Here is a 25,510-nt window from a genome sequence, read left to right on the forward strand (position 1 = left end):
GTGCCTTCCATGCCATCAGTACGATAGGCCACCGTGTCAAAAGCCCGCTGCCATCACCAGCCGGCTGCCTTATCGACCCAAGGACATATACCCATGGACCGTGTGCGAAACCTCCTGGAGCAGATCCAGGGCCGCCTCGAAGAACTGAACAAAGCCGAACGCAAAGTCGCCGAAGTCATCCTGCTCAACCCCCAGCAAGCCACCCGCTTCAGCATTGCCGCGCTGGCCCAGGCCGCCAAGGTCAGCGAGCCGACCGTCAACCGTTTTTGCCGCTCGTTCGGCGTCAGCGGCTACCCCGAGCTGAAGCTGCAGCTGGCACAGAGCCTGGCCAGCGGCGCGGCCTATGTCAGCCGGGCTGTGGAAGCCGACGATGATCCGGCCTCCTACACCCAGAAGATCTTCGGCAGCGCCATCGCCTCGTTGGACAGCGCCTGCCAGCAACTCGATCCGCAGTTGATCAGCCGTGCCGTCGACATGCTGATCCAGGCCCGCCAGATCCATTTCTTCGGCCTCGGCGCCTCGGCCCCGGTAGCCCTGGATGCCCAGCATAAATTCTTCCGCTTCAATCTCGCCGTCTCCGCCCACGCCGATGTGCTGATGCAGCGCATGCTGGCCTCGGTAGCCCATACCGGCGAGCTGTTCGTGATCATCTCCTACACCGGCCGCACCCGCGAGCTGGTGGAAGTGGCGCGCCTGGCCCGGGAAAACGGTGCCTCGGTACTCGGCCTGACCGCTGCCGACTCACCCCTGGCCAAAGCCTGCAGCCTGAGCCTGAACATCCCACTACCCGAAGACACCGACATCTATATGCCGATGACGTCGCGCATCATTCAACTGACCGTGCTCGACGTATTGGCCACCGGCATGACCCTGCGCCGCGGCGTGGACTTCCAGCCGCACCTGCGCAAGATCAAGGAAAGCCTCAACGCCAGCCGCTACCCGATCGACGACGAACTCAACTGAGCAGGTGCGCCTGCAACCGCAGGTGCGCCTGTTCACCCGGCGCCAGGCTCAGGCTGTCACTGCTGCCGCTGGCCGCCTCGACACAGACGAACCCCAAGGTTTCACTGCCGCTGACGCCCATCAAGGGCCGGCTGCCCGGATGCCAGACCACGGTGTCTTCGCTGTCCCCGGTGTCGATACACAATTGACGCTGCCAGGCCGGGTCGTGCAGTTGCACGGTGGCCGCATTGGGAAACACTCGCTGACAGCCGCCGTGTACCTTCAACGCGCCTTTCTGGCGACAGGCCTGGCGGTTCAAACGGTCGTAACCCTCAATGTTCTCTAGCCCAGATAGCGCTATCTCAGAAACGTCACTAATACGCCAGTAAGCCAGCAGAGCATGACTCAACTGACAAGGCTGGCTGTCTTGATGTTCGGTACTGAGTTGCAATTCCATGCGCTGACCCAGGCGCGCCGAGAGGTTCACCTGCCAGTCCCACAACTGCAGGCGCCAGTTGAGGGTCACGCCCTCCTCATCTTCGCTGCTGTCGATCAGCTTCCAGTCGAGCAAACGCGCCCAACCGTGGGCCGGCCACATGTCTTCGCTGGGGTGACGGCCATACCAGGGCCAGCACACCGGCACACCGCCGCGGATGGCGCCAACCTGGGGCCACTGCGCCGCACACCAGAGCCACGGACGCTCGCCGGTTGGCTGGAAGTGCAACAACTGCGCACCCTGGCGACTAAAAGCCGCCTGGCACCGGGGGTGATCGATGATCAGCACATCGCGCTGCTGGTAACGCTCCCACACGAAGGTCGGCCTGGGCCGTTGCGAGGTAAAGAAGCGATGGAGCGGGTGCTCGGGCATGGCGTGGAAACTCTTGTTGTTAGTGAGGGCCTCGTCGCAGGGGCAAGCCCCCTCCTACCGTAGGAGCGGGCTTGCCCCGCGATGCGGCCGCAATATGGCGTAAATTTACAACATATTGCCTCAGAACGACGACTGAATCTTCAATCCCGCGACCAGCGCGTTGTCCACCTCATCCACGCCACCCGGGCGCTTGACGTACTGCAGGTTCGGCCGCACGGTCAGCCAGTTAGTCACATGGAAACCGTAATAGAGCTCGGCGTTGTATTCGGTTTCCTGGATCGGGACAAAATTGGGGTTGTCGTAATCGCTGATACCGCTCTGCTGATTGAGCAGTTCGGCCCGGTCTTTCACATCATCGTTGACATGAATGCGTGCCACGCCAAAGCCGATGTCATCCTTGGGCCGCGAATCAAACGCACCTTTGTAGACCAAGCCCACCTGCTGGTAGTTGTCGACCACGTTGGTGGCCTTGTCGTGCACGGTGAAGTTGGCAAACAGACTCAGGCCACGGCTGGCGTCGCCGTTGTGCGCGGTGACCTGCTGCTGGGCCACGACCCACCAGCCGTGCTTGCTGGAATGGGACTTGAAGTCGTTGCCGGTAATAGCCTGGGGCTGGCCGTTCACGTCCTCGTACACATCGTCGGCCTTGGCGGTGCTGTAGTAGTAGCCCAGGCGGTACTCGCCCGGCAGTTCGTTGACCTTGGGCGACCACACCAGCTCCACCGGCAGGATCATGCCCTTGGTGCCGCTGCCGCTGAGTTTGAAACCATTGCCGGTCTCAAGGTTGGAAGGGTTCTGCTCGTACACGCCAACCTGGGCGAAGAACTCGGGGGTGATGTTGTATTTGACCCGCAGCGCCCATTGACTCACCGGCCAGTTGTACCAGATGCCGCCCACCCAGTTGCCCACCTGGGAGCCACAGAACGCCAGGTTCTGGAAGTCGCAGGGAAAGCTGTTGAAGTCCTCGCCCTCGCCGAAACGGCCGAATTTGACATCCAGCGCACCATCGAAGTACTGCTGCTTGATCCACATCTGGGTCAGGCGCCAGGTCTGGCCGCGCCCCCACACCTCCTGCACCGAACTGAACTGGCCGGCGCGTGGGTCACTGATGCGGTCATTGGACAGGTTGCGCCCGCTGCGCTCGGTGATCGCCAACTTGAATTCGGCATCATGCCAACCAAGGATCTTCTCCAGGTCCAGGTGCGCGCCGAGGGCGAACTGGTCGCTGTAGCGCGCTGTCTTGTCGTCGTTGTAGCCACCATCGAGGTTGCCGGCCACTTCACCGACGTAGTCCAGGGTGAAGTCGTAACCCTTCTCCAGAAGCTCGGTACGCGTACCGCCCCAGTCGCCGCTCATCCATTTCGACTCCGGTGCAAAGGCACCGGCAGCCTGCGCGCCACCGCTTGCCCCCAGCGCTGCCAGCAGGGTCAAGGAACCCAGCGGCAAGATGTGTTTGAAGTGATCCATCCCTTGTTTCCTCGTTTTATTGTTCTCGATGGGTTTACGCTCTACTACGAATTCAGCGGCCCTTGAACTGGGCCACGTTGCCTTTGCCTGCCTGCTGCGGCTCGGCCCTCACCCCCAGGCGCTCACCCGTGGCGGCATCGAACAACAGCACCCGCGCCGGATCGAACTGCAGGTTCAAGGTGTCACCAACCCGGGTCGGTACATCCGGCGCCAGACGGCAGCACACCTTGGTCTGGTTGAGCGTGACGAACACCAGCAGGTCGGGGCCGGTAGGCTCGGTGATCTGCACCTGGGCACGAATACCCGGCAAGCCATTGGCCTGGGCCGGCGCCAGGGCGATCTGCTCGGGACGAATGCCAAGGATCACGTCACGTTCCTCAAGGCCCGCATCACTGATCCCCAAGGGTAGTTCGCATCGGGCCTGGCCACTGTCGAGCAAGGCCTGCAGGCGGCCATCCTTGCGTTGCAGTCGCAGGGGAATGAAGTTCATCGGCGGCGAGCCGATGAAGCTTGCGACAAACAGGTTGGCCGGATCGTTGTAGATCTGTTGCGGCGTTCCGAACTGCTGGATCAGGCCATCCTTCATCACCGCCACCTTGTCACCCAGGGTCATGGCCTCGATCTGGTCGTGGGTGACGTACACCGTGGTGGTCTTGAGGCGCTGGTGCATCAGCTTGATCTCGGTGCGCATCTCCACTCGCAGCTTGGCGTCGAGGTTGGACAGCGGCTCGTCGAACAGGTAGATCTTCGGCCGCCGCGCCAGCGCCCGGCCCATGGCCACCCGCTGTTGCTGGCCACCGGAGAGCTGGCCGGGCTTGCGCATGAGCAGGTGCTCGATCTGCAGCAGCTTCGCCACCCGCGCCACCTCTTCGTCGATGGCTGCCGCCGGCATCTTGCGCATCTTCAGGCCGAAGGCGATGTTGTCACGCACGTTCATGGTCGGGTACAGCGCATACGACTGGAACACCATGGCTATGTCGCGGTCCTTGGGGCTCATGCCGCTGATGTCGGCGTCGTCCACCAGGATCGCTCCACCCGTGATCTGTTCGAGCCCTGCGATACAGTTCATCAGGGTCGATTTGCCGCAACCGGAAGGCCCCACGAGGATCAGGAACTCTCCCGCATCGATCGACAGGTCGATATGCTTCAAGGTATCCGGCAGACCACTGCCGTAGGTCTTGTTGACGTTGCGCAGCTCAAGCGTTGCCATAGTGATTCACCCCTTGACCGCGCCGGCCGTGAGCCCGCGCAGGAAATACTTGCCAGCCAGCACATAGACCAACAGGGTCGGTAACCCGGCGATCATCGCCGCCGCCATGTCGACGTTGTATTCCTTGACCCCGGTGCTGGTGTTGACCAGGTTGTTCAGGGCCACGGTGATCGGCTGGGCATCGCCACTGGCGAAGACCACACCGAAGAGAAAATCGTTCCAGATCTGGGTGAACTGCCAGATCAGGCAGACCATGATGATCGGCACCGACATCGGCAGCAGGATCCGCCCGAAAATGGTGAAGAACCCTGCCCCATCCAGCCGCGCCGCCCGCACCAGGGCATCCGGGACGCTGCAGTAGTAGTTGCGGAAAAACAGCGTGGTAAAGGCCAGGCCATAGACGATGTGTACCAGCACAAGGCCCGTGGTGGTGCTGGCCAGCCCCAGCTTGCCGAGAGTGAACGAGGCCGGCAGCAGCACGGTCTGGAACGGCAGGAAACAACCGAACAGCAACAACCCGAAGAACAGTTGCGAACCGCGAAAGCGCCACATCGACAGCACATAGCCATTCAAGGCGCCCAGCAGGGTCGAGATCACCACGGCTGGCACGGTAATCTTCACCGAGTTCCAGAAGTAGCCACCGACGATGTCCCAGGCCTTGATCCAGCCAATCCCGGTGATCATCTCGGGCCAGCTCAGCAGGTTGCCGGTGCGGATGTCCTCTGGTGACTTGAAGCTGGTCAGCAGCATGACAATCAGCGGAACCAGGTACAGCGCGCAGGCCAGCAGCAGCGTCGAGTAGATCGCCAGGCGGCTGAAGGAAAGCGAGCGAGGAGCCAGGGATCTAGTCATGGCGCTTGTTCCTCAGTTCCGAATACAGGTAAGGCACCAGGATCGACAGGATTGCGCCGAGCATCAGGATCGCGCTGGCCGAGCCCATGCCCATCTGCCCACGGCTGAAGGTGAAGGAATACATGAACATTGCCGGCAGGTCCGAGGCATAACCCGGGCCACCTGCGGTCATCGCCGCGACCAGGTCGAAACTCTTGATGGCGATATGCGCAAGAATCATCAGCGCACTGAAGAACACCGGGCGCAGGCTCGGCAGCACAATGCGCAGGTAGATGCTCGGCAGGCTCGCACCATCGACCTGCGCGGCGCGGATGATCGACTGATCGACACTGCGCAACCCCGCCAGGAACAGTGCCATGACAAAGCCCGAGGCCTGCCACACTGCAGCGATAACCAGGCAGTAGACGACCCGATCAGGGTCCACCAGCCAGTCCAGGCGAAAGCCCTCCCAACCCCAGTCGCGCAGCATCTTGTCCAGGCCCAGGCCTGGATTGAGCAACCACTTCCAGGCGGTGCCGGTGACAATCATCGACAGCGCCATCGGGTACAAGTACACGGTGCGGATAAACCCTTCGCGGCGGATGCGCTGGTCGAGCAACACCGCCAGCAGCACGCCGATCACCAGGCTGATGACGATGAACAGGCCGCCGAACACCAGCAGGTTCTTGCTCGCCACCCACCAGCGGTCGTTCTCCATCAGGCGCGCATACTGCGCCAGACCCACCCACTTGTAGCTGGGCATGAAGCTCGAGTTGGTGAACGACAGGATGAAGGTCCAGAGGATGTAGCCGTAGAAGCCCACCAGAACGATCAGCATGCTCGGCGCCAGCACCAGTTTCGGTAGCCAGCGCTGCAGGGCGTCGAGGGGGGAGGCCTTGTTGATTGTGGCAACAGTGCTCATCGGAAGTATCTCGTATGGGGTGTTTCGCGGGGCAAGCCCGCTCCTACAAAGAAGTGTGGGAGCAGGGCTTGCGCCGCGATCAGGCCAGATTCACTTGGCCGACTTGATCGCCGAATTCAGTTGTTTGACCGCCGTTGCGGGGTCCGCTTTCGGGTCATTGAGGAAGTTGGTCACCACATCGAAGATCGCCCCCTGCACTGCCAGGGAAGTCGCCATGTTGTGGGCCATGCTCGGCTGCAGGCCATCGCCCTTCTCGGCCTCCTTGAAGTCCTGCGCCGACTTCTGGGTACAGGCATCGAATTGGCTCATGTCCATGTCCTGGCGTACCGGCAGCGAGCCCTTGTTCTGGTTGAACACGGTCTGGAACTGCGGCTCCAGGGCGACCTTGGCCAGGTCGTTCTGGGCCCTGATGTCGTTCTCGTTCTTGAGTTTGAACATCGCCAGCGAGTCGATGTTGTAGGCAAAACTGCCCTGGGTGCCGGGAAAGGCCACGCACTCGTAATCCTTGCCCGCCACCTTGCCGGCAGCGGTCCACTCGCTCTTGGCCCAGTCGCCCATGATCTGCATGCCGGCCTTGCCGCTGATGACCTCGGCAGCGGCAATGTTCCAGTCACGCCCGGCCCGGTTGGGGTCCATGTAGGTGCCCAGGCGTTGCAAGGTCTTGAACACCTCGACCATCTTCTCGCCGGTCAGGGTGCTTTCGTCCAGTTCGACAAAGGCGGCGTGATAATCCTTCGGCCCCAGGATGCTCAAGGCCAGGTCCTCGAACACGGTGCTGTCCTGCCAGGGCTGCCCGCCATGGGCCAGGGGAGTGAAACCGGCAGCCTTGAGCTTGTCGGCGGCGGCGAAGAGTTCGTCAAGGGTGGTGGGCACCTTGGCACCGGCCTTTGCAAACACCTGGGGGTTGATCCACAGCCAGTTGACTCGGTGGATGTTTACCGGCACGGCCACGTAGTGACCGTCGTACTTCATGATCTCGGCCACCTTCCGGGGCAGCAGCGCATCCCAGTTGTTGGCCTTGGAGACGTCATCGAGTTCAGTCAGCAAACCCAGTGCGCCCCACTCCTGGATATCCGGGCCTTTGATCTGTGCGGCGGCCGGTGGATTGCCGGAGATCGCGCGCGTCTTGAGCACGGTCATGGCAGCGGCCCCGCCGCCACCGGCCACGGCGTTGTCCTTCCACACGAAGCCGTCTTTCTGCACCTGCGCCTTGAGCGTTTCGACGGCTTTGGCTTCGCCGCCGGAGGTCCACCAATGCAGCACTTCAACCGTACCGGCATCGGCGGCAACAGCGCTCAGGGGCAACAAGGAGGCAAGGGAAATGACAGCGGCGAGACGATTGATCGCATTCATTGAGGGCAAACCTTTTCTTGTTGTTATGCAGGTGCAAGTCATGCTGCTTGCGCTTGCATCGGAGTCTAAACAGAGGTTGATCGAGGGGACGTAACGAAGGGATGCGCGAATGTCACCAACTGGTGACATTCGCCTGGCCAGCGGCTCAGTCACCGCTGCGCGGCAAGCTCAAGGTCACGCGCAAGCCGCCTTCGCGCAGGTTGCGCATGCTCACCTCACCGCCATGGCTGTGAGCGATATTGCGCGCGATACCCAGGCCCAGGCCGTAGCCCTGTTGCTGGCCCGCCAGACGAAAATGCGGTTCGAACACTTGCTCCAGGCGTTGCTCGGGCACTCCAGGGCCTTCATCGTCGACCTGCAGAACGAACCCACTGCCGCTGTCGATCACCCGCAGGTGCGCACGCTCACCATACTTCAAGGCGTTGTCGATCAGGTTGCCCATGCAGCGCTTGAGCGCCAGCGGCTTGCCCGGATAGGGCGCCATCGCTCGTCCTTCCAGGGTGATCCTGCCGCTGCTCAGGTACGGCTCGACCAGGCACTCCAGCACCTGGTTCAGGTCGATGCGCTCGATGTTCTCGTGGATGTCGGTGTCTTTCACACATTGCAGCGCACCCTTGACCAGCATTTCCAGTTCATCTAGGTCGCGGCTGAACTTGGCCTGCACGGCCTCGTCATCGAGCAACTCGACGCGCAGGCGCAGGCGGGTGATTGGCGTACGCAAGTCATGGGAGATAGCACTGAACAACTGACTGCGCTCGGTCAGGTAGCGACTGATACGCTCGCGCATGGCATTGAAGGCACGCCCCACCTCCTCTACCTCGCTGCCGCCACCTTCGGTGACCGGCTCGACATCCGCCCCCAGCGACATCTCCCGCGCAGCCAGGGCCAGACGCTTGAGCGGGCGGCTCTGCCAATGCACCAGCAAGCCGATGAACAACAGCAGGAAGAAGCTGGTCAGGAGAATGAACCAGACCTGCTGGGCTGGCAGTTCCTGCTCCTCAAGGCTGGTGTAGGGTTCAGGCAGCAGCGAGGCGATGTACAGCCACTCGCCTTCGCCCAGGTGAATCTGCATCACCAGCACCGGCGGATTGATCGGCTCCAGGGTCAAGGCATAGTGCGCCCAGGAGCGCGGCAGTTCATCGAGTTTCAGGCCGCTGTTGAAGATACGCAGATCCTGAGGACTGACAAACTTCACCGAGATTTCCAGTTGCTGGCCCAGTCGCTGGTGCAGCACCTCATCGACGGCGGTGATCACCGCCTGTTTGCGCACAGTCGAAGGTAGCTCCTGCATCTCCAGGGGTTTGTCATTGAGCGAGACCACAAAACGGGTGCCGCCCATGTTGCGCAACTGGTCCAGCACCATGGGCCGGTAGGCCACCGGCAGCGAGCGAAAATAGCTGACACTGGCGCTCATCGAGTGGGCCAGGCTGCGGGCACTGGCCACCAGTCCTTCCAGTTGGCTGGCGCGCAATTGCGACAGCCAGATCAGGCTCGACAGGCCCTGGGCCAGCAGCACCACCAGCAAGGTCAACAGCAGCATGCGCCCCAGCAGCGAGCGCGGCAGTGGCAGGCGCCGGCGCCGCTCAGTGCGCGGGCGCAATGCTGGCCGCCAGCAGGTAACCGCTGCCGCGAATGGTGCGTATCAGCCGCGGCGGCTTGTCAGTGTCGCGCAGGCGCTGGCGCAGGCGGCTGACAGCCATGTCGACGATACGGTCCAGGGGCATGGGTTCGCGCCCGCGGGTGGCGTTGCCGATGGTGTCGCGGTCGAGGATCTGTTGCGGGTTATCGAGAAACAGTTTGAGCAAGGCGAAGTCGGCACCAGAGAGAATTACCTCCTCGCCGTCGCGATGAAACAAGCGGTGGCTGATCGTATCCAGGCGCCACTCGTCAAAGGCCAATACATCGCCCCCGTTGCGCTCCTGGCCGAACCCGGCCCGGCGCAGCAAGGCCTTGATGCGCGCCAGCAATTCGCGTGGGCTGAAGGGTTTGCCCAGGTAGTCATCGGCGCCCAACTCCAGGCCGATCACCCGGTCGGCCTCATCGGAGCTGGCGGTCAACATAATGATCGGCACCTGGGCCAGACGCCCATGCTGGCGCACCCAGCGACACAGGCTGAAGCCGTCTTCATCGGGCAGCATGACGTCGAGAATCACCAGGTCCCACTCGCCGCTATCCAGGGCCTGGCGAAAACCGCGACCGTCGGAGGCGGCAGTGACCTGGAAACCGGCACGGCTGAGGTAAGTGTGCAACAGCTCGCGAATCTCCTGATCGTCGTCGACCATCAGTATCGACTTACTCACGCGTTGACTCCTTCCAGAGCCACGCCTGCGCCGAGCAATCCGGAGAATTCCGCCGTCACCAGCCACACCGGCACGTTCTTGAAGTAACCGCTCATGCAGCCCTTGTCGGCAAAGCTTTCGGCAAACCCGCTGCGCAAGAACAGCTCGGCGAATCGCGGGATCACACCACCAACAATGTAGACACCGCCACGCCCACCCAAGGTAAGTACATTATTGCCCGCCACACGCCCCAGAAAGCGGCAGAACTGCTCGATAACCGCCAACGCCACGGGATCGCCCGCGAGGGCCGCATCGGTAATCGCCGCCGGACTCTGCAGTGTTGCCTGCTGCCCGTCCAGCGCGCAGACAGCCTGGTACAAGCGCAACAGGCCACCGCCACTGAGCACAGTCTCGGCACTGACGTGCCCTGTCTCGAGGGCAATCTGCTGGTGGATCTGCGCCTCACGCGGGGTACTCACCGGCAGATCGACATGCCCGCCCTCCCCGGGCAAGGCCATCCAGCGGCCGTCACCCAGGGCCAGCAAAGTGCCCACGCCCAGCCCCGTACCCGGGCCGATCACCACCGCCGGGCGCCCGGCATCGGCAACACCCGCACATACCTCGCGGCACTCGTCGGCCTGCAACCGGGTCATGCCCAGGGCCATGGCGGTGAAGTCGTTGATCAGTAGCAGTTGTTTGACCTGCAGGGCCCTGCAGAACGCCTGGCGACTGAGCCGCCAGTGGTTGTTGGTGAAGCGAAACTCATCACCGCTCACAGGCCCGGCCACCGCCAGGCAGACGGCCTCGAGCTCGCCCCTGGCCAGGCCCTGGGCCGCCAGGTAGGCGCCAATGGCCTGCTCCGGGCTGGTGTAGTCGGCGGTGGCAAACACCTGCACCGAATGCATGGCGTTGTTTTCCCAGAGGGCGAAGCGTGCGTTGGTACCGCCGATATCACCGACCAGGGCGCGCTTCATTTGAGCGTCTCCAGCGCCGAGGTGAAGGCGCTGGCGCCTTGCTCGGCCGGGCTCAGGGCCATGCGCAGGAAGCCGAACAGTTCACGGCCACAGCCCAGGTCGTTACCGCTGGGCGCCGCGGAAATTTCCCGGTCGGCGAGGGTCGCGGCGTCGAGTTTCACCGTCAGGGTGCCGGCAACGCCGTCGACCCGTACGATATCGCCATCGCGTACCCGCGCCAGCGGCCCGCCGTCAAAGGCTTCGGGGCACACATGTATGGCCGCCGGGATTTTCCCCGAAGCACCCGACATACGCCCATCGGTCACCAACGCCACCTTGAAGCCGCGGTCCTGCAGCACGCCCAGGAACGGAGTCATCTTGTGCAGTTCGGGCATGCCGTTGCAGCGTGGGCCTTGAAAGCGCATCACCGCAACAAAATCACATTCCAGTTCACCCGCCTGGAAGGCATCGGCCAGTGCCTGCTGGTCGTGGAATACGCGCGCCGGCGCTTCGACAACCTGGTGTTCAGGGGCCACGGCGGAGACTTTCATCACACCACGGCCCAGGTTGCCTTCCATCACCCGCAGACCGCCTTCAGGCGAGAACGGTCGCGCGACCGGACGCAGAATGGCTTCATCCAGGCTCGCCTGCGGACCTTCGCGCCACACCAGCTTGCCCTCCTGCAGGAACGGCTCCTGGGTATAACGACGCAGGCCATGACCGGCCACGGTGTTGACGTCTTCGTGCAGCAACCCGGCGTCGAGCAGTTCGCGAATCAGAAACGCCATGCCGCCCGCCGCCTGGAAGTGGTTGATGTCGGCCTTGCCGTTTGGATACACATGGGACAGGGTCGGCACCACCTCTGACAGCTCGGCCATGTCCTGCCAGGTGAGCTGGATCCCGGCTGCCTGAGCAATCGCCGGCATGTGCAGGGTGTGGTTGGTCGAACCACCCGTGGCGTGCAGGGCGACGATGGAGTTGACCAGGGACTTCTCGTCGACAATCTCGCCCAGCGGCATGAAGTCGCCGCTGGCCTTGGTCATGCGCGTGACCTGTTGCGCCGCCTCGATGGTCAGGGCATCGCGCAGCGGCGTGTACGGGTTGACGAACGAGGCACCCGGCAGGTGCAGGCCCATCACTTCCATCAACAACTGGTTGGTGTTGGCGGTGCCATAAAAGGTACAGGTGCCAGGGCTGTGGTAGGACTTCATTTCCGACTCCAGCAACTCCTCGCGGCTGGCCTTGCCCTCGGCATAGCGCTGGCGCACATCGGCCTTCTGCTTATTGGAAATACCCGAGGGCATCGGCCCGCCCGGCACGAAAATCGTCGGCAGGTGACCAAAGCGCAGCGCGCCCATCAACAGGCCGGGCACAATCTTGTCGCAGATGCCCAGCATCAATGCGGCATCGAACATGTTGTGCGACAGGGCGATGGCGGTGGACATGGCGATCACTTCGCGGCTGGCGATACCCAGCTCCATGCCCGGTTCGCCCTGCGTGACGCCGTCGCACATGGCCGGCACACCGCCGGCGAACTGGCCAACCGAACCAATGTCGCGCAGTGCCTGCTTGATCTGTTCGGGGTAGTGCTCGTAGGGCTGGTGGGCCGAGAGCATATCGTTGTAGGCCGAGACGATGGCGACGTTGGCCGCATTCATCATCCGCAGGCTGTTTTTGTCCTGGGTGCCACAGCCCGCCACACCGTGGGCGAAATTGGCGCATTGCAGCTTGGCGCGCATCGGCCCGTCGCTGGCAGCGCCGCGAATCAACTGCAAGTAGCGTTCGCGGGTGGGACGACTGCGGTCGATCAGCCGTTGGGTGACCTCAAGAATGCGCGGATGCATGTACTGGACTCCAGGCTATCGGTGATTGCGACCTCTGCGGCCGTTTCCCTTATCCGCAATCGCCACCTAGGCTCAAAGGCAGGGGCGAGTGTCGAGGGAGGGACGGCTTGGCCGATCGCTCGTTGTAGATTGAACAAAATACTGCCAGCAAAAAGGCTTGTTTTCTATTTTTTTACGAATAATCTTGTAATTCCAACAACAAAATCAGATGCAGTGAAGCAATTCTTCATTTGCCACGGGCTTAACCCGGTCTGCCAGAGGTAGCTCCATGACCCTTCGCATCGCAATCAATGGCTTTGGCCGCATTGGCCGCAACATCCTCCGCGCACTCTATACCCAAGGCTACCGCCAGGACCTGCAGGTCGTCGCGATCAATGACCTGGGTGACAGCGCGATCAATGCCCATCTGCTCAAGTACGACAGCGTCCATGGCATCTTTGCTGCCGACGTCGAATCCGATCATGAAAGCCTGACCGTCAATGGCGACCGCATTGCTGTCAGTGCCATCCGCAACCCGGCGGAACTGCCGTGGAAAGCCGAAGCCATTGATGTGGTATTCGAGTGCACCGGGCTATTCACCGATCGCGCCAAGGCAGCCGCCCATCTTACTGCCGGGGCGGGCAAAGTCATTATCTCGGCACCGGCCAAGGGTGCCGATGCGACCATTGTGTATGGCGTCAACCACGATATCTTGCGGGCCGGCCACCAGATCATCTCGGCTGCCTCTTGCACCACCAACTGCCTGGCGCCCCTGGCTCAGGTGCTGCACCGCGAACTGGGCATCGAGCAAGGGTTGATGACCACCATTCATGCCTACACCAATGACCAGAGCCTGACCGACGTCTACCACAGCGACCCGTTCCGTGCGCGCTCGGCCACCCAGTCGATGATTCCGAGCAAGACCGGTGCGGCCGAGGCCGTGGGGCTGGTGCTGCCGGAACTGGCGGGCAAACTGACGGGCATGGCAGTGCGCGTACCGGTGATCAACGTATCGCTGGTGGACCTGACCGTGAACCTTGCGCGCGAGACCACTGCCGACGAGGTCAACGCCCTGTTCAAGGAGGCCAGCCGACACTCCAGGGTGCTGGGCTACAACAGCCTGCCGCTGGTGTCGTGCGACTTCAACCACAACCCGCTGTCGTCGATTTTCGACGCCAACCACACCCGCACCAGCGGCCGCATGCTCAAGGTGCTGGCCTGGTATGACAACGAATGGGGTTTCTCCAACCGCATGCTGGATAACTGCCTGGCGCTGTGCAGCGCCCGATAGAACAGGCGCGCGGCAGGAGCGGGCTTGCCCGCGGCCCACCCTTCCAGACCACACGGATTCGGTGGCTGGAATGGCCCCTCGCGGGGCAAGTCCGCTCCTGCAGGCATTACAGACTTGACCTATGCAAAGATGATAAGCATTATCATTCGCTTCGCATTGCTCGGGTATCACTGTGAGCCAGTCCCAGTTCAACACTGTATTTCTCGCCCAGCGAGTCAGCCTGCTGCGCACCCTGCAACGCATGGTTGATAACCCGAGCACCGCCGAAGACCTGCTGCAAGAGACCTACCTGCGCGTCACCCGTGCCCTCGGCGAGCGCCCCATCGAGCACCTTGAGCCTTTTGTTTTCCAGACCGCCCGCAACCTGGCGCTGGACCATTTGCGCGCGCGCCGCGCCCAGGCTCGCAACCTGGTCGATGATGTGCCCGAACAAATTCTGCACAACGTCGCCGCCCCCAGCAGCAGCGCCGAAGACGCCGCCCACGCCGAACAACTGCTCAAGCGCCTGAGTGTCAGCCTCGGCCAGTTGACCCCACGCCAGCAGCGTATTTTCATTCTCAGCCGATTGCACGGCGCCAGTTACCTGGAGATCGCCGAGCAGCTCAACGTTTCCGCCAGTACAGTCCAGAAGGAACTGAAACTGATCATGGCCATCTGTGTAGGTGTCGCCAATCGCCTGAACCGCGACTGACGGTGGGTTGCCAGCGCTGCCATAACGCTTGATCATAAATACAACGACAAGACCTTCCAGGACTCTCCGTGACCGATAGCGCCCCTCATCGCCCTTCGCCGCCAGACTCGGCTGCCTGCGACAGTGCCATGGACCAGGCCCTGGACTGGTTGATCCGCCTGCAATGCGCCACGCCTGAAGACACCCTCGCCTTTGAAGCCTGGCTCGAGGCCGACCCGGCCAATGCCCAGGCTTATGTCGAAGCCGAAGCCCTATGGCAGGGCGACACGCTACGCCAGGCCGCTGCCCAGATTGCCCAGGCCAATCGCCCTTCGCGCCTGGCCCGCCTGCGTCCGCACTGGAAGCCGCTGGCAGCTGCCGCTGTGTTGCTGGTCGGGGTTTTCACCGTGGGCAATGTACCGATGCGCCTGCAAGCCGATCACCTGACCGTGGTCGGCGAGCGCCAGCGACTGCAACTCGAAGACGGCTCGAAGGTGTTGCTCAACACCAACTCGGCTTTCTCCAGCGATATCGACAATCGCCAGCGCGTCGCCCGCCTCTACCAGGGCGAGGCGTTCTTCGAGGTACCCGCCGGCATGGCCCAACCGTTTGAACTGCAAGCCGGCCCCTTGCGTGCCAGCGTGCGCGACAGCGACTTTGCCGTGCGCTACCTCAACGGCGAGGCCCAGGTCCGCGTGCAGCGTGGCGATATCGACCTGCGCGCCAGCAGCGACCAGCACATCCGCCTGTCCAGCGGCGACAGCATCCGCATCGGTCCCAACGGCTTTGGCCAGCGCGAGCGGGTCGATCCGCAAAAAGACCTGGCCTGGGTCCACGGCCGGCTGATTTTCGAAAACTGCCCACTTGAGCAGGTGCTGGCTGAAATCCGCCGCTATTACCCAGGCATGATCATCTCGCGCAACGAGCGCCTGGAGCAGGTCGCGGTCACCGGCAACTACCGCCTGGATCAACCGATCGAGACCTTGCGCGCCCTGGCCCACATCACGTCGGCCCAGTTGCACGAGTTCCCCGCCGTGGTCATTCTCAACTGATCTGCAATTATTTTTACGCGATTCCCTGAACCGAAACGTCTCGTTATAGCCAATGCAACTGATTCTTATTTTTGAATCGGCCATACCTATACTTCGCGCGACAGGGAGCGCTTTCGATGTCCACTGGTTCTACTCGTCGGTCTTCAGACACTTCTCGTAAACCCGGCCTGCAGCGTTGCACGCTCTCCCTGTTGACCCTGGCGTTGCTCACCAGCGGCGCCTGCAGCTTCCGGCCCTGGCCGCCGAACCTGCCCAGGCAACTGCGCCGCGCATGGGTGACTACCGCTTTGCCATTGCCCAGCAACCGCTGGTATCGGCCCTCAATGCCTTTACCACCGTTACCGGCTGGCAGGTCGGCCTGTCTGCCGAACTGGCCGAAGGCGTAGCATCGCCAGGCGTTCAGGGCTCTCTCAAGCCCGAGGCTGCGCTCAAGCGACTGCTGGCCGGCACCGGCCTGAACTATCGCACCCTGGGCAGCGGCAACGTGGTGATCGAGCGCAGCACCTCCAACGTCATCGCCCTGCAGCAGATCACGGTCAGCGCCACCCGTAGCGCCCAGGACATCAGCCAGGTACCGAGCACCGTCAGCGTACATACCCGCGAACAACTGGACCGCCAGAACGTCAACGACATCAAGGAACTGGTGCGCTACGAACCGGGCGTCTCGGTCAGTGGCACCGGCCAGCGCAGTGGCCTGAACGGCTACAACATCCGCGGTATCGACGGTGAGCGAGTACTGACCCAGATCGACGGCGTGTCGATCCCCGACAGCTTCTTCTTCGGCCCCTACGCCCAGACCCAGCGCAACTACGTCGACCCCGAAATCGTCAAGCGCGTGGAAATTCTTCGTGGCCCGGCCTCGGTGCTGTACGGCAGCAACGCCATCGGCGGTGCTGTGAGCTACTTCACCCTCGACCCCGACGACATCATCAAGCCCGGCAAGGATGTCGGCGCACGCCTGAAGACCGGCTACAGCTCGGCCGACGAAAGCTGGTTGAATTCAGCCACCGTCGCCGGCCGCCAGGGCGACTTCGACGGCCTGCTGCACCTGAGCCAGCGCAATGGCCATGAGACCGAGTCCTACGGTGGCCACGGCGGTACCGGCCTCGAGCGCACCGAAGCCAACCCCGAAGATGTGCGCACCACCAACATCCTGGCCAAGGCCGGCTGGAACTACGCCGACGATTCGCGCCTGGCGTTCACCTATGAAAAGTACAAGGATGACCGCGACCTGGAGCAGAAGAGCGCCGTCGGCGGGCCGTTCATCCCGGGCTTCGGTGCCATGAACTCATACCGCGACCGCACCGGCAACGACGTGGTGACCCGCGAGCGCTTCGGCATCAACCATGAGTTCGCCCTGGGCAGCCTGCTGGCCGACAATGTGAAGTGGAGCCTGAACTACCAGATCGGCAAGACCGACCAGCGCACCGATGAAATCTACTTTGCCTCCGGCCGCCAGGTAGCCCGTGACCGCAAGACCACCTACAAGGACCGCCAGTGGGTCTTCGACGCACAGCTGGACAAAGCCTTCAGCGTCGGTGAAACCGAGCACTTGCTGACCTACGGCACCACCCTGAAGAACGAAAAGGTCACGGGCTCGCGCAGCGGCACCGGCACCTGCCTGAACGTCGGTGGTGCGTGCCGCGCCATCGGCCAGATCAGCGTCAACGACAGCCAGGCACTGGTCAGCGACTTCCCGGACCCGACCGTCAACACCTACAGCCTGTTTGCCCAGGACGAGATACGCTGGAACCAATGGACCTTCCTGCCGGGTGTGCGCTACGACTACACCCAGCTCAAGCCGCACATGACCGACGAATTCCTGCGCGGTATCGGTGCGTCGAGCACTGACCCGGTGGACGATGACGAGAAAACCTGGAACCGGGTATCGCCCAAGTTCGGCGTAACCTACGCCTTCGACGACAACTACACCTGGTATGGCCAGTACGCCGAAGGTTTCCGCACCCCCACCGCGAAGTCGCTGTATGGCCGCTTTGAGAACCCGGGCCTGGGCTACAGCGTGCGCGGCAATTCCGACCTTGAGCCGGAAAAGAGCAAGAGCTACGAGACCGGCCTGCGCGGCAACTTCGACGCCGGCAATTTCGACGTGGCGGTGTTCTATAACAAGTATCGCGACTTCATCAACGAAGACGCCGTGCAGGGCAGCAACCTGGGCCAGACCTTCGAGGCCAACAACATCAAGCACGCCACCATCAAGGGTGCCGAGTTCAAGGGCCGCCTGAACCTGGACCACTTCGGTGCCGCGCAAGGTCTCTATACCCAGGGCTCGATCGCCTACGCCCGTGGTCGCAACGACGACACCGGCCAACCGCTCAACAGCGTCAACCCGCTGACCGCCGTGATGGGCCTGGGCTACGAGCAGGAGCAGTACGGCGCGTTGCTGAGCTGGACCCTGGTCAAGCGCAAGGACCGTGTCGACGACACCACCTTCTTCGCCCCCGACGGTGCCAGCCAGCAGTTCCGCACTCCCGGCTACGGCGTGCTCGACCTTGCCGGCTTCTACAAGGTCACCGACGACATCACCGTCAACGCCGGCCTGTACAACCTGACCGACAAAAAATACTGGCAGTGGGATGACGTGCGCGGCTACGACGGCCTGGGTGAAGCGGCGGTGACCTCGCCGGCCAACCTGGATCGCCTGACCATGCCAGGGCGCAATTTCGCCATCAACCTGGTCTGGGACATTTAGTAGAGGTTTCGCAGACCAGTGCATCCAGCAATCCTGATGGTGCCTGGAATACGGCCGCTGCGCGGCCGATCGCAGCCTCGTTTCTCGCCAGCGGCTACAGATTTACCGATGTAGCCGCTGGCGACAGCCTGCGATCGACCGCGCAGCGGTCGTGGTTCAAGACAGGCCTCCCTAGGGGTGAGGTTTTTTTACTGTCGCGCGTCTTCTGTTTCGTCTAGTCACTAGGCACGCCCACTTCGCAAGGAATCACCATGACCGCCGCAACCACCACCGAACGCGCCAGCCTGCGTTCGCAACGCCTCAACCAGCTGACCCATGCCCCGCATACCGAGCTGGATGCACTGGTCAAATCCCATGCCCCATTCGAGACCCGCGAAAGCTTCGCCCGTTTCGTGGTGGCCCAGTACCTGTTCCAGAACGAACTCAAGGCGCTGTACACCAACCCTGAGTTGACCGCCATCGTCCCCGACCTGGCCGAACGCTGCCGTGCCGAACAGGCTGCCCTCGACCTGGCCGACCTGGACACCGTCATTCCTGACGCCTTCCCGGGTGCGGTGCAAAGCCCGAGCCTGGGTGAAGCCATGGGCTGGATCTTCGTCTCCGAAGGCTCCAAGCTCGGCGCCGCCTTCCTGATCAAGCGTGCAGTTGGACTGGGCCTGTCGGATACTTTCGGCGCTCGTCACCTGGGCGAACCGGCCGGTGGCCGTGCCGAAGGCTGGAAACAATTCACCCGCATCCTCGACGGCCTGGAACTGAGCCCGGAAGAAGAAGCCAAGGCCGAACAAGGCGCCGTGGCTGCCTTCGAGCGCTTCACCGAGTTGCTCAAACATGCCTACGCGACTGCGCCTAAAGCCGAACTGGCCTGATGCACCGTACCCGGTTACCCTCGTGGTAACCGGGCCTTGCCCGTGCACCTGAAAAGCCCATGACCCGCCCTGCCGCCTCCAAACTCTCGCGCCTGCTGTTTGGCCTTCTGGCCTACGTCAGCCTGGCCATCGGCCTGGTCGCCATCGTCGTGCCCGGACTGCCCACCACCGAGTTCATCCTGCTTGCCGCCTGGGCTGCCACCCGCAGTTCTCCGCGCCTGAGCGCCTGGCTGGAGAACCACCGGTTGTTCGGCCCGATCCTGCATAACTGGCGCAACGGCAAGGTCATCCAGCGACGCGCCAAGCTCAGCGCCACCGCCAGCATGGTGCTGTGTGCAACAGTGATGCTGGTGTTCCTGGACCACGGTTGGCCGGTATTCCTGGCCATTGGCGGCATGGCCCTGGGCAACCTGTGGATCTGGTCGCGACCCGAAGCAGCCCCTGAACAGTGCTAAAAGTGACGGTGTTGCCCAGACTTTGTGGGAGGCGGATTTGCCGGCGATCGACCGCAAAGCGGTCGTAACTCGGCGAATCCATTTCTACAGGGTGAGCATTCCGCTATAGAGCGAATACGCCGCCAACACAGCCCCCGCCAGCACTGCAGCAAAAATCACTTTCTCCCAGTGGGTGAACAGCGACTGTCCCTGCTCGTGCTTGGCCCGGGCAAACAGGATCACGCCCGGCGCATACAACAGTGCCGACAACAGCAAGTACTTCAAGCCCCCGGCGTAAAGCAGCCAGACCGCATACACCAGGGCGATGGCGGCAATCACCAGGTCCTTGCGCCGTGCGCCAGGGTTCCCTCCATACGACTCTCCCCGCACCGCCAGCAGCACGGCATACGCGGCCGACCACAGGTACGGCACCAGGATCATCGAGGAAGCCAGGTAAATAAGGCTGGTGTAGGTGCCCGCCGAAAACAGTGTGATCAGCAGGAACAGCTGAATCATGATGTTGGTCAGCCACAGCGCATTGGACGGCACATGGTTGGCGTTTTCATGGGCCAGAAAACGCGGCATGGTCTGGTCACGAGCCGTGGCAAACAGGATCTCGGCACACAGCAATGCCCACGACAACAATGCCCCGAGCAACGAAATCGCCAGGCCGATGCTGATCAGCAATGCCCCCCACGGCCCGACGATGTGCTCCAGCACCGACGCCAGCGACGGGTTCTGCAATGCCGCCAGCTCTGGCTGGGTCATGACGCCCAGCGACAGGACGTTGACCATCACCAGCAAGGCCAGCACGCCGATGAAGCCGATCACCGTGGCCTTGCCCACGTCCGAGCGCTTCTGCGCACGCCCCGAGTACACGCTGGCACCTTCGATACCGATGAACACGAATACCGTCACCAGCATCATATTGCGCACCTGATCGAGCACGCTGCCGAATTTCGGGTTGCTCAAGCCCCAGATGTCACGGGTGAAGATATCGGCGCGAAAGGCCACGGCGGCAATCACGATGAACATCACCAGCGGCACGATCTTGGCCACGGTGGTCACCTGGTTGATGAACGCTGCTTCCTTGATGCCACGCAGCACCAGAAAATGCACTGCCCACAGCAGCAATGAAGCACAGGCAATGGCGATCGGCGTGTTGCCCTCGCCAAACACCGGAAAGTAAAAGCCCAGGGTGCTGAACAGCAGCACGAAGTAACCCACGTTGCCCAGCCAGGCGCTGATCCAGTAGCCCCAGGCAGATGAAAATCCCATGTAGTCGCCAAAACCGGCCTTGGCGTAGGCGTAGACCCCCGAGTCGAGCTCCGGCTTGCGGTTGGCCAGGGTCTGGAACACAAATGCCAGGGCCAGCATACCGACCGCCGTGATCCCCCAACCGATCAATACAGCGCCAACGTCAGCGCGGGCAGCCATGTTCTGCGGCAGGGAAAAAATCCCGCCGCCGATCATCGAGCCGACCACCAGCGCGATCAACGCGCCAAGGCGCAGTTTTTGTCCTGATTCGGACATGCAGATCCCCTCTCTGTCTCGTCTTTGTAACCTCAGGGCGGCACCCTGAGTTAAATAAAGCAGGTACGTTCGCGTTTATATGTTATTGGCCTTTAAGACTATAGCGCTCATAACTATGACGTCTATGCCAGACGAACTATTTGGTGAGTTTTGTGCACTATCTCCACCGCTTCAAGGTAATAAGAAAAATTCTCGCTAAAAATTTGCTAAACCTGTGAAACGGACTAGCTTCAAATCTCGCAGCCTGTCAGAGCGAATGCTCTAAATCACCATGGAGGTGCCAGTGCGCAAGGCTTGCAGTATTGCCGTCGGCATACTCCGGGAGGCTCTTTCAGTCGATGAACTGCAATGGAATGTCCCCATGAACTGACCTGAATCAGCTTATGACTTCGCCGCTGGATTTACTCTAGCGTCATCTCTTCTCCCGGTACGGAGTTATTCAATGTCAGACGCTCCCGGAAAACTACGACTCGGTGCCCTGGTTGCACTTGTCGTCGGCTCGATGATCGGCGGCGGTATCTTTTCGCTGCCACAAAATATGGCTGCCAGTGCCGATGTCGGCGCTGTTCTGATCGGCTGGGGTATCACCGCCATCGGCATGCTGACCCTGGCATTTGTGTTCCAGACCCTGGCCAACCGAAAGCCGGACCTTGATGGCGGGGTGTATGCCTACGCCAAGGCCGGCTTTGGCGATTACATGGGCTTCTCCTCGGCCTGGGGCTACTGGATCAGTGCCTGGCTGGGCAACGTGGGCTACTTCGTCCTGTTGTTCAGTACCCTGGGGTACTTCTTCCCGATCTTTGGCGAGGGCAACACCCCGGCGGCCATCATCGGCGCCTCGGTATTGCTGTGGGCCGTACACTTCCTGGTACTGCGCGGCATCAAGGAGGCGGCCTTCATCAACCTGGTCACCACCGTGGCCAAGGTCGTGCCACTGGCACTGTTCATCCTGATCGCCCTGTTCGCCTTCAAACTGGACATCTTCACCGCTGACATCTGGGGCACCATGAACCCGGACCTGGGCAGCGTGATGAACCAGGTGCGCAACATGATGCTGGTCACCGTCTGGGTGTTCATCGGCATCGAAGGCGCGAGCATCTTCTCGGCACGGGCCGAAAAACGCTCGGACGTGGGCAAGGCCACCGTGATCGGCTTTATCACCGTGCTGCTGTTCCTGGTACTGGTGAACGTGCTGTCGCTGGGCATCATGACTCAGCCTGAGCTGGCCAAACTGCAGAACCCTTCGATGGCAGCCGTGCTTGAGCACGTGGTCGGCCACTGGGGTGCAGTGCTGATCAGCGTCGGCCTGATCATCTCGCTGCTCGGTGCCCTGCTCTCCTGGGTACTGTTGTGCGCCGAGATCATGTTCGCCGCTGCCAAAGACCACACCATGCCGGAGTTCCTGCGCCGCGAGAACGCCAACCATGTGCCGGCCAACGCCCTGTGGCTGACCAACGCCATGGTGCAGATCTTCCTGGTCATCACCCTGTTCTCGGCCAGTACCTACCTGTCGCTGATCTACCTCGCCACCTCGATGATCCTGGTGCCTTACCTCTGGTCGGCGGCCTATGCCTTCCTGCTGGCATGGCGTAGCGAAACCTATGAACAAGCCCTGGCCGAACGCAAGAAAGACCTGATCATCGGCGGCATCGCCCTGGTCTACGCGATCTGGCTGCTGTACGCCGGTGGCGTCAAATACCTGCTGCTCTCGGCCCTGCTCTATGCCCCTGGCGTGATCCTGTTCGCCAAGGCCAAGCGCGAGATCGGCCAACCCATCTTTACCAACGTGGAGAAACTGCTTTTCGCCGCCGTGGTAGTAGGCGCCCTGGTGGCTGCCTATGGTCTCTACGACGGCTTCCTGACTCTGTAACCCCCGTATTCGAAACTTGGAGGAAATGAACCATGTCCACGGAAAAAGTTAAGTACGGCGTACATTCCGAAGCCGGCAAACTGCGCAAAGTAATGGTCTGCTCCCCTGGCCTGGCGCACCAGCGCCTGACGCCGAGCAACTGCGACGAGCTGCTGTTCGACGACGTCATCTGGGTCAACCAGGCCAAGCGCGACCACTTCGATTTCGTCACCAAAATGCGCGAGCGCGGCATCGAAGTGCTGGAGATGCACAACCTGCTGACCGACATCGTCGCGCAACCTGAAGCACTGAAATGGATCCTGGACCGCAAGATCACTTCGGACACCGTCGGTGTCGGCCTGACCAACGAAGTGCGCAGCTGGCTCGAAGGCCTGGAACCACGTCATCTGGCCGAGTTCCTGATCGGCGGCGTGGCCGGTGAAGACCTGCCGGAGAGCGAAGGCTCCGGTGTCATCAAGATGTACCGCGACTACCTGGGCCATTCCAGCTTCCTGCTGGACCCGCTGCCCAACACCCAGTTCACTCGCGACACCACGTGCTGGATCTACGGCGGCGTAACGCTCAACCCGATGTACTGGCCGGCGCGACGTCAGGAAACCCTGCTGACCACCGCCATCTACAAGTTCCACCCCGAGTTCACCGGTGCCGACTTTGAAGTCTGGTACGGCGACCCTGACCAGGACCACGGCAAGGCCACTCTCGAAGGCGGCGACGTCATGCCGATCGGCAACGGCGTGGTACTGATCGGTATGGGTGAGCGCACCTCGCGCCAGGCCATCGGCCAACTGGCGCAATCGCTGTTCGCCAAAGGCGCTGTCGAGAAAGTCGTCGTCGCCGGCCTGCCGAAGTCCCGTGCAGCGATGCACCTGGACACCGTATTCAGCTTCTGCGATCGCGACCTGGTCACTGTCTTCCCTGAAGTGGTCAAGGAAATCGTACCGTTCGTCATCCGTCCAGACAGCAGCAAGCCGTATGGCATGGACGTGCGTCGCGAAAACAAAACCTTCATCGAAGTGGTGGCCGAGTCCCTCAACCTGAAGAAACTGCGCGTCGTCGAAACCGGTGGCAACAGCTTTGCCGCCGAACGCGAGCAGTGGGATGACGGCAACAACGTGGTGGCCGTGGAGCCTGGCGTGGTCATCGGTTACGACCGCAACACCTACACCAACACCCTGCTGCGCAAGGCCGGTATCGAGGTCATCACCATCAGCGCCGGCGAACTGGGCCGGGGCCGGGGCGGCGGTCACTGCATGACCTGCCCAATCGTTCGTGACCCTATCGACTACTAAACGACCATCAACCCGGCCGCACCTACCCGGTGCCGGCCGGGCCGATCACCGCATCCAAGGAGAATCATCATGGCGTTCAACATCCACAACCGTAACCTGCTGAGCCTGGAACACCACACCCCTCGCGAGTTGCGCTACCTGCTGGACCTGTCCCGCGACCTGAAACGTGCCAAGTACACCGGCACCGAGCAGCAGCACCTCAAAGGCAACAACATTGCGCTGATTTTCGAGAAAACCTCGACCCGCACCCGTTGCGCCTTTGAAGTGGCCGCCTACGACCAGGGCGCCAACGTCACCTACATCGACCCCAACTCCTCGCAGATCGGCCACAAAGAAAGCATGAAGGACACCGCCCGTGTCCTGGGCCGCATGTACGACGCCATCGAATACCGTGGCTTCAAGCAGGAAATCGTCGAAGAGCTGGCCAAGTTCGCAGGCGTTCCCGTATTCAACGGACTGACCGACGAATACCACCCGACCCAGATGATCGCCGACGTGCTGACCATGCGTGAGCACGCCGACAAGCCAATCCACGAGATCAGCTACGTCTACTTGGGCGACGCCCGCAACAACATGGGCAACTCGCTGCTGCTGGTCGGTTCCAAGCTGGGCATGGACGTGCGTATCTGCGCCCCCAAAGCCCTGTGGCCCCATGACGACCTGGTCGCACGTTGCAAGAAATACGCGGAAGAAAGTGGCGCACGCATCACCCTGACCGAAGACCCGAAAGCCGCGGTCAAGGGGGTCGACTTCATCCACACCGACGTCTGGGTATCGATGGGCGAGCCGGTTGAAGCCTGGGCCGAGCGTATCCAGCAACTGCTGCCCTACCAGGTCAACGCCGAGCTGATGAAAGCCACCGGCAACCCACGGACCAAGTTCATGCACTGCCTGCCTGCGTTCCACAACTCCGACACCAAGGTCGGCAAGCAGATCGCCGAGCAGTACCCGAACCTGGCCAACGGTATCGAAGTCACCGACGACGTGTTCGAGTCCCCAGCCTGCATCGCCTTCGAGCAAGCGGAGAACCGCATGCACACCATCAAGGCGATTCTGGTTTCGACCCTCGCTGACTTGTAATCCTGTGGGAGCGGGCGTGCCCCGCGAAAGCTTTATCGCGGGGCACGCCCGCTCCTACACCCCCCTT

At 61.9% G+C, this 25,510-nt stretch carries 20 protein-coding genes and 1 pseudogene; 10 read left to right on the top strand and 11 right to left on the bottom strand.

What is annotated here, in order from left to right; all coding sequences use genetic code 11:
* Positions 1–102 precede the first annotated feature (102 nt).
* The gene (gene hexR / locus ABVN19_RS17510; RefSeq protein ID WP_177431031.1) at positions 103–963 is read left to right on the top strand and encodes a DNA-binding transcriptional regulator HexR; all 861 of its coding nucleotides are present in this window, start codon (positions 103–105) and stop codon (positions 961–963) included.
* Here hexR and ABVN19_RS17515 read toward each other — a convergent pair.
* The 10 genes from ABVN19_RS17515 to edd form a co-directional block, all read right to left on the bottom strand.
* Positions 956–1,810 carry a D-hexose-6-phosphate mutarotase gene (locus ABVN19_RS17515; protein WP_105641206.1) on the bottom strand — a complete coding sequence of 285 codons (855 nt, stop codon included), beginning with the start codon at positions 1,808–1,810 and terminating at the stop codon, positions 956–958. The two genes, hexR and ABVN19_RS17515, sit on opposite strands and share 8 nt — an antisense overlap.
* 120 nt (positions 1,811–1,930) lie before the next feature.
* Complete coding sequence (locus ABVN19_RS17520; protein WP_028942886.1) at positions 1,931–3,277, bottom strand: carbohydrate porin; 1,347 nt, start codon at positions 3,275–3,277, stop codon at positions 1,931–1,933.
* Positions 3,278–3,329: 52 nt separating this feature from the next.
* On the bottom strand, positions 3,330–4,487 hold the full coding sequence (gene ugpC / locus ABVN19_RS17525; RefSeq protein ID WP_105641207.1) for a sn-glycerol-3-phosphate ABC transporter ATP-binding protein UgpC: 1,158 nt from the start codon (positions 4,485–4,487) through the stop codon (positions 3,330–3,332).
* A gap of 6 nt (positions 4,488–4,493) precedes the next feature.
* Positions 4,494–5,339, bottom strand: a complete 846-nt coding sequence (locus tag ABVN19_RS17530) for a carbohydrate ABC transporter permease (protein ID WP_028942884.1) — start codon at positions 5,337–5,339, stop codon at positions 4,494–4,496.
* Positions 5,332–6,240, bottom strand: a complete 909-nt coding sequence (locus tag ABVN19_RS17535) for a sugar ABC transporter permease (protein WP_028942883.1) — start codon at positions 6,238–6,240, stop codon at positions 5,332–5,334. The genes ABVN19_RS17530 and ABVN19_RS17535 overlap by 8 nt, the downstream gene beginning before the upstream one ends.
* Positions 6,241–6,330: 90 nt before the next feature.
* Positions 6,331–7,593 carry an ABC transporter substrate-binding protein gene (locus ABVN19_RS17540; RefSeq protein ID WP_105641208.1) on the bottom strand — a complete coding sequence of 421 codons (1,263 nt, stop codon included), beginning with the start codon at positions 7,591–7,593 and terminating at the stop codon, positions 6,331–6,333.
* A gap of 145 nt (positions 7,594–7,738) precedes the next feature.
* Positions 7,739–9,133 carry an ATP-binding protein gene (locus tag ABVN19_RS17545; RefSeq protein ID WP_280643230.1) on the bottom strand — a complete coding sequence of 465 codons (1,395 nt, stop codon included), beginning with the start codon at positions 9,131–9,133 and terminating at the stop codon, positions 7,739–7,741.
* Between the two features lie 43 nt (positions 9,134–9,176).
* On the bottom strand, positions 9,177–9,875 hold the full coding sequence (locus tag ABVN19_RS17550) for a response regulator transcription factor (RefSeq protein ID WP_105641253.1): 699 nt from the start codon (positions 9,873–9,875) through the stop codon (positions 9,177–9,179).
* A 14-nt stretch (positions 9,876–9,889) separates the two neighbouring features.
* Entirely contained in the window at positions 9,890–10,846 is a 957-nt protein-coding gene (locus tag ABVN19_RS17555; RefSeq protein ID WP_028942879.1) for a glucokinase, read from the bottom strand.
* On the bottom strand, positions 10,843–12,669 hold the full coding sequence (gene edd, locus ABVN19_RS17560) for a phosphogluconate dehydratase (protein WP_028942878.1): 1,827 nt from the start codon (positions 12,667–12,669) through the stop codon (positions 10,843–10,845). Before edd ends, ABVN19_RS17555 begins: the two co-directional genes overlap by 4 nt.
* Positions 12,670–12,937: 268 nt before the next feature.
* On the opposite strand from edd, the gene gap reads away from it, so the two are divergent.
* The 6 genes and pseudogenes from gap (at position 12,938) to ABVN19_RS17590 (ending at position 19,692) form a co-directional block, all read left to right on the top strand.
* Positions 12,938–13,939: a type I glyceraldehyde-3-phosphate dehydrogenase gene (gap, locus tag ABVN19_RS17565; protein WP_028942877.1), complete on the top strand. Its 1,002-nt coding sequence runs from the start codon at positions 12,938–12,940 to the stop codon at positions 13,937–13,939.
* Positions 13,940–14,111: 172 nt separating this feature from the next.
* Complete coding sequence (locus ABVN19_RS17570; RefSeq protein WP_028942876.1) at positions 14,112–14,630, top strand: sigma-70 family RNA polymerase sigma factor; 519 nt, start codon at positions 14,112–14,114, stop codon at positions 14,628–14,630.
* Positions 14,631–14,698: 68 nt separating this feature from the next.
* Entirely contained in the window at positions 14,699–15,661 is a 963-nt protein-coding gene (locus ABVN19_RS17575; RefSeq protein WP_105641209.1) for a FecR domain-containing protein, read from the top strand.
* Between the two features lie 191 nt (positions 15,662–15,852).
* Positions 15,853–18,371 (top strand): annotated as a pseudogene (locus ABVN19_RS17580) (TonB-dependent receptor).
* Positions 18,372–18,622: 251 nt separating this feature from the next.
* On the top strand, positions 18,623–19,237 hold the full coding sequence (locus ABVN19_RS17585) for a biliverdin-producing heme oxygenase (protein ID WP_028942873.1): 615 nt from the start codon (positions 18,623–18,625) through the stop codon (positions 19,235–19,237).
* A gap of 59 nt (positions 19,238–19,296) precedes the next feature.
* A complete protein-coding gene (locus tag ABVN19_RS17590) occupies positions 19,297–19,692 on the top strand; it encodes a YbaN family protein (protein ID WP_028942872.1) in 396 nt (131 codons plus the stop codon).
* A gap of 84 nt (positions 19,693–19,776) precedes the next feature.
* On the opposite strand, the gene arcD (ABVN19_RS17595) is transcribed toward ABVN19_RS17590, so the two are convergent.
* The gene (arcD, locus tag ABVN19_RS17595) at positions 19,777–21,204 is read right to left on the bottom strand and encodes an arginine-ornithine antiporter (protein ID WP_105641210.1); all 1,428 of its coding nucleotides are present in this window, start codon (positions 21,202–21,204) and stop codon (positions 19,777–19,779) included.
* A 442-nt stretch (positions 21,205–21,646) separates the two neighbouring features.
* Between arcD (ABVN19_RS17595) and arcD (ABVN19_RS17600) the strand changes: the two genes are divergently transcribed.
* From arcD (ABVN19_RS17600) to ABVN19_RS17610, 3 genes are all read left to right on the top strand, one after another.
* Positions 21,647–23,074, top strand: coding sequence for an arginine-ornithine antiporter (gene arcD, locus ABVN19_RS17600; protein WP_028942870.1), 1,428 nt, complete (start codon positions 21,647–21,649; stop codon positions 23,072–23,074).
* Between the two features lie 32 nt (positions 23,075–23,106).
* Positions 23,107–24,363 carry an arginine deiminase gene (gene arcA, locus ABVN19_RS17605; RefSeq protein WP_028942869.1) on the top strand — a complete coding sequence of 419 codons (1,257 nt, stop codon included), beginning with the start codon at positions 23,107–23,109 and terminating at the stop codon, positions 24,361–24,363.
* 69 nt (positions 24,364–24,432) lie between these two features.
* Entirely contained in the window at positions 24,433–25,443 is a 1,011-nt protein-coding gene (locus tag ABVN19_RS17610; protein ID WP_028942868.1) for an ornithine carbamoyltransferase, read from the top strand.
* Positions 25,444–25,510 lie beyond the last annotated feature (67 nt).

This window comes from Pseudomonas vranovensis (assembly GCF_040438935.1).
Classification (GTDB): Bacteria; Pseudomonadota; Gammaproteobacteria; order Pseudomonadales; family Pseudomonadaceae; genus Aquipseudomonas; species Aquipseudomonas vranovensis.

Coding starts and splice junctions, on each gene's coding strand:
- ABVN19_RS17585 (WP_028942873.1), top strand. CDS start 18,623: ATGACCGCCGCAACCACCACCGAACGCGCCAGCCTGCGTTCGCAACGC.
- ABVN19_RS17590 (WP_028942872.1), top strand. CDS start 19,297: ATGACCCGCCCTGCCGCCTCCAAACTCTCGCGCCTGCTGTTTGGCCTT.
- ABVN19_RS17535 (WP_028942883.1), bottom strand. CDS start 6,240: ATGAGCACTGTTGCCACAATCAACAAGGCCTCCCCCCTCGACGCCCTG.
- ugpC (WP_105641207.1), bottom strand. CDS start 4,487: ATGGCAACGCTTGAGCTGCGCAACGTCAACAAGACCTACGGCAGTGGT.
- gap (WP_028942877.1), top strand. CDS start 12,938: ATGACCCTTCGCATCGCAATCAATGGCTTTGGCCGCATTGGCCGCAAC.
- ABVN19_RS17540 (WP_105641208.1), bottom strand. CDS start 7,593: ATGAATGCGATCAATCGTCTCGCCGCTGTCATTTCCCTTGCCTCCTTG.
- ABVN19_RS17545 (WP_280643230.1), bottom strand. CDS start 9,133: ATGCTGCTGTTGACCTTGCTGGTGGTGCTGCTGGCCCAGGGCCTGTCG.
- arcD (WP_105641210.1), bottom strand. CDS start 21,204: ATGTCCGAATCAGGACAAAAACTGCGCCTTGGCGCGTTGATCGCGCTG.
- edd (WP_028942878.1), bottom strand. CDS start 12,669: ATGCATCCGCGCATTCTTGAGGTCACCCAACGGCTGATCGACCGCAGT.
- ABVN19_RS17550 (WP_105641253.1), bottom strand. CDS start 9,875: ATGGTCGACGACGATCAGGAGATTCGCGAGCTGTTGCACACTTACCTC.
- arcD (WP_028942870.1), top strand. CDS start 21,647: ATGTCAGACGCTCCCGGAAAACTACGACTCGGTGCCCTGGTTGCACTT.
- arcA (WP_028942869.1), top strand. CDS start 23,107: ATGTCCACGGAAAAAGTTAAGTACGGCGTACATTCCGAAGCCGGCAAA.
- ABVN19_RS17515 (WP_105641206.1), bottom strand. CDS start 1,810: ATGCCCGAGCACCCGCTCCATCGCTTCTTTACCTCGCAACGGCCCAGG.
- ABVN19_RS17610 (WP_028942868.1), top strand. CDS start 24,433: ATGGCGTTCAACATCCACAACCGTAACCTGCTGAGCCTGGAACACCAC.
- ABVN19_RS17555 (WP_028942879.1), bottom strand. CDS start 10,846: ATGAAGCGCGCCCTGGTCGGTGATATCGGCGGTACCAACGCACGCTTC.
- ABVN19_RS17520 (WP_028942886.1), bottom strand. CDS start 3,277: ATGGATCACTTCAAACACATCTTGCCGCTGGGTTCCTTGACCCTGCTG.
- ABVN19_RS17530 (WP_028942884.1), bottom strand. CDS start 5,339: ATGACTAGATCCCTGGCTCCTCGCTCGCTTTCCTTCAGCCGCCTGGCG.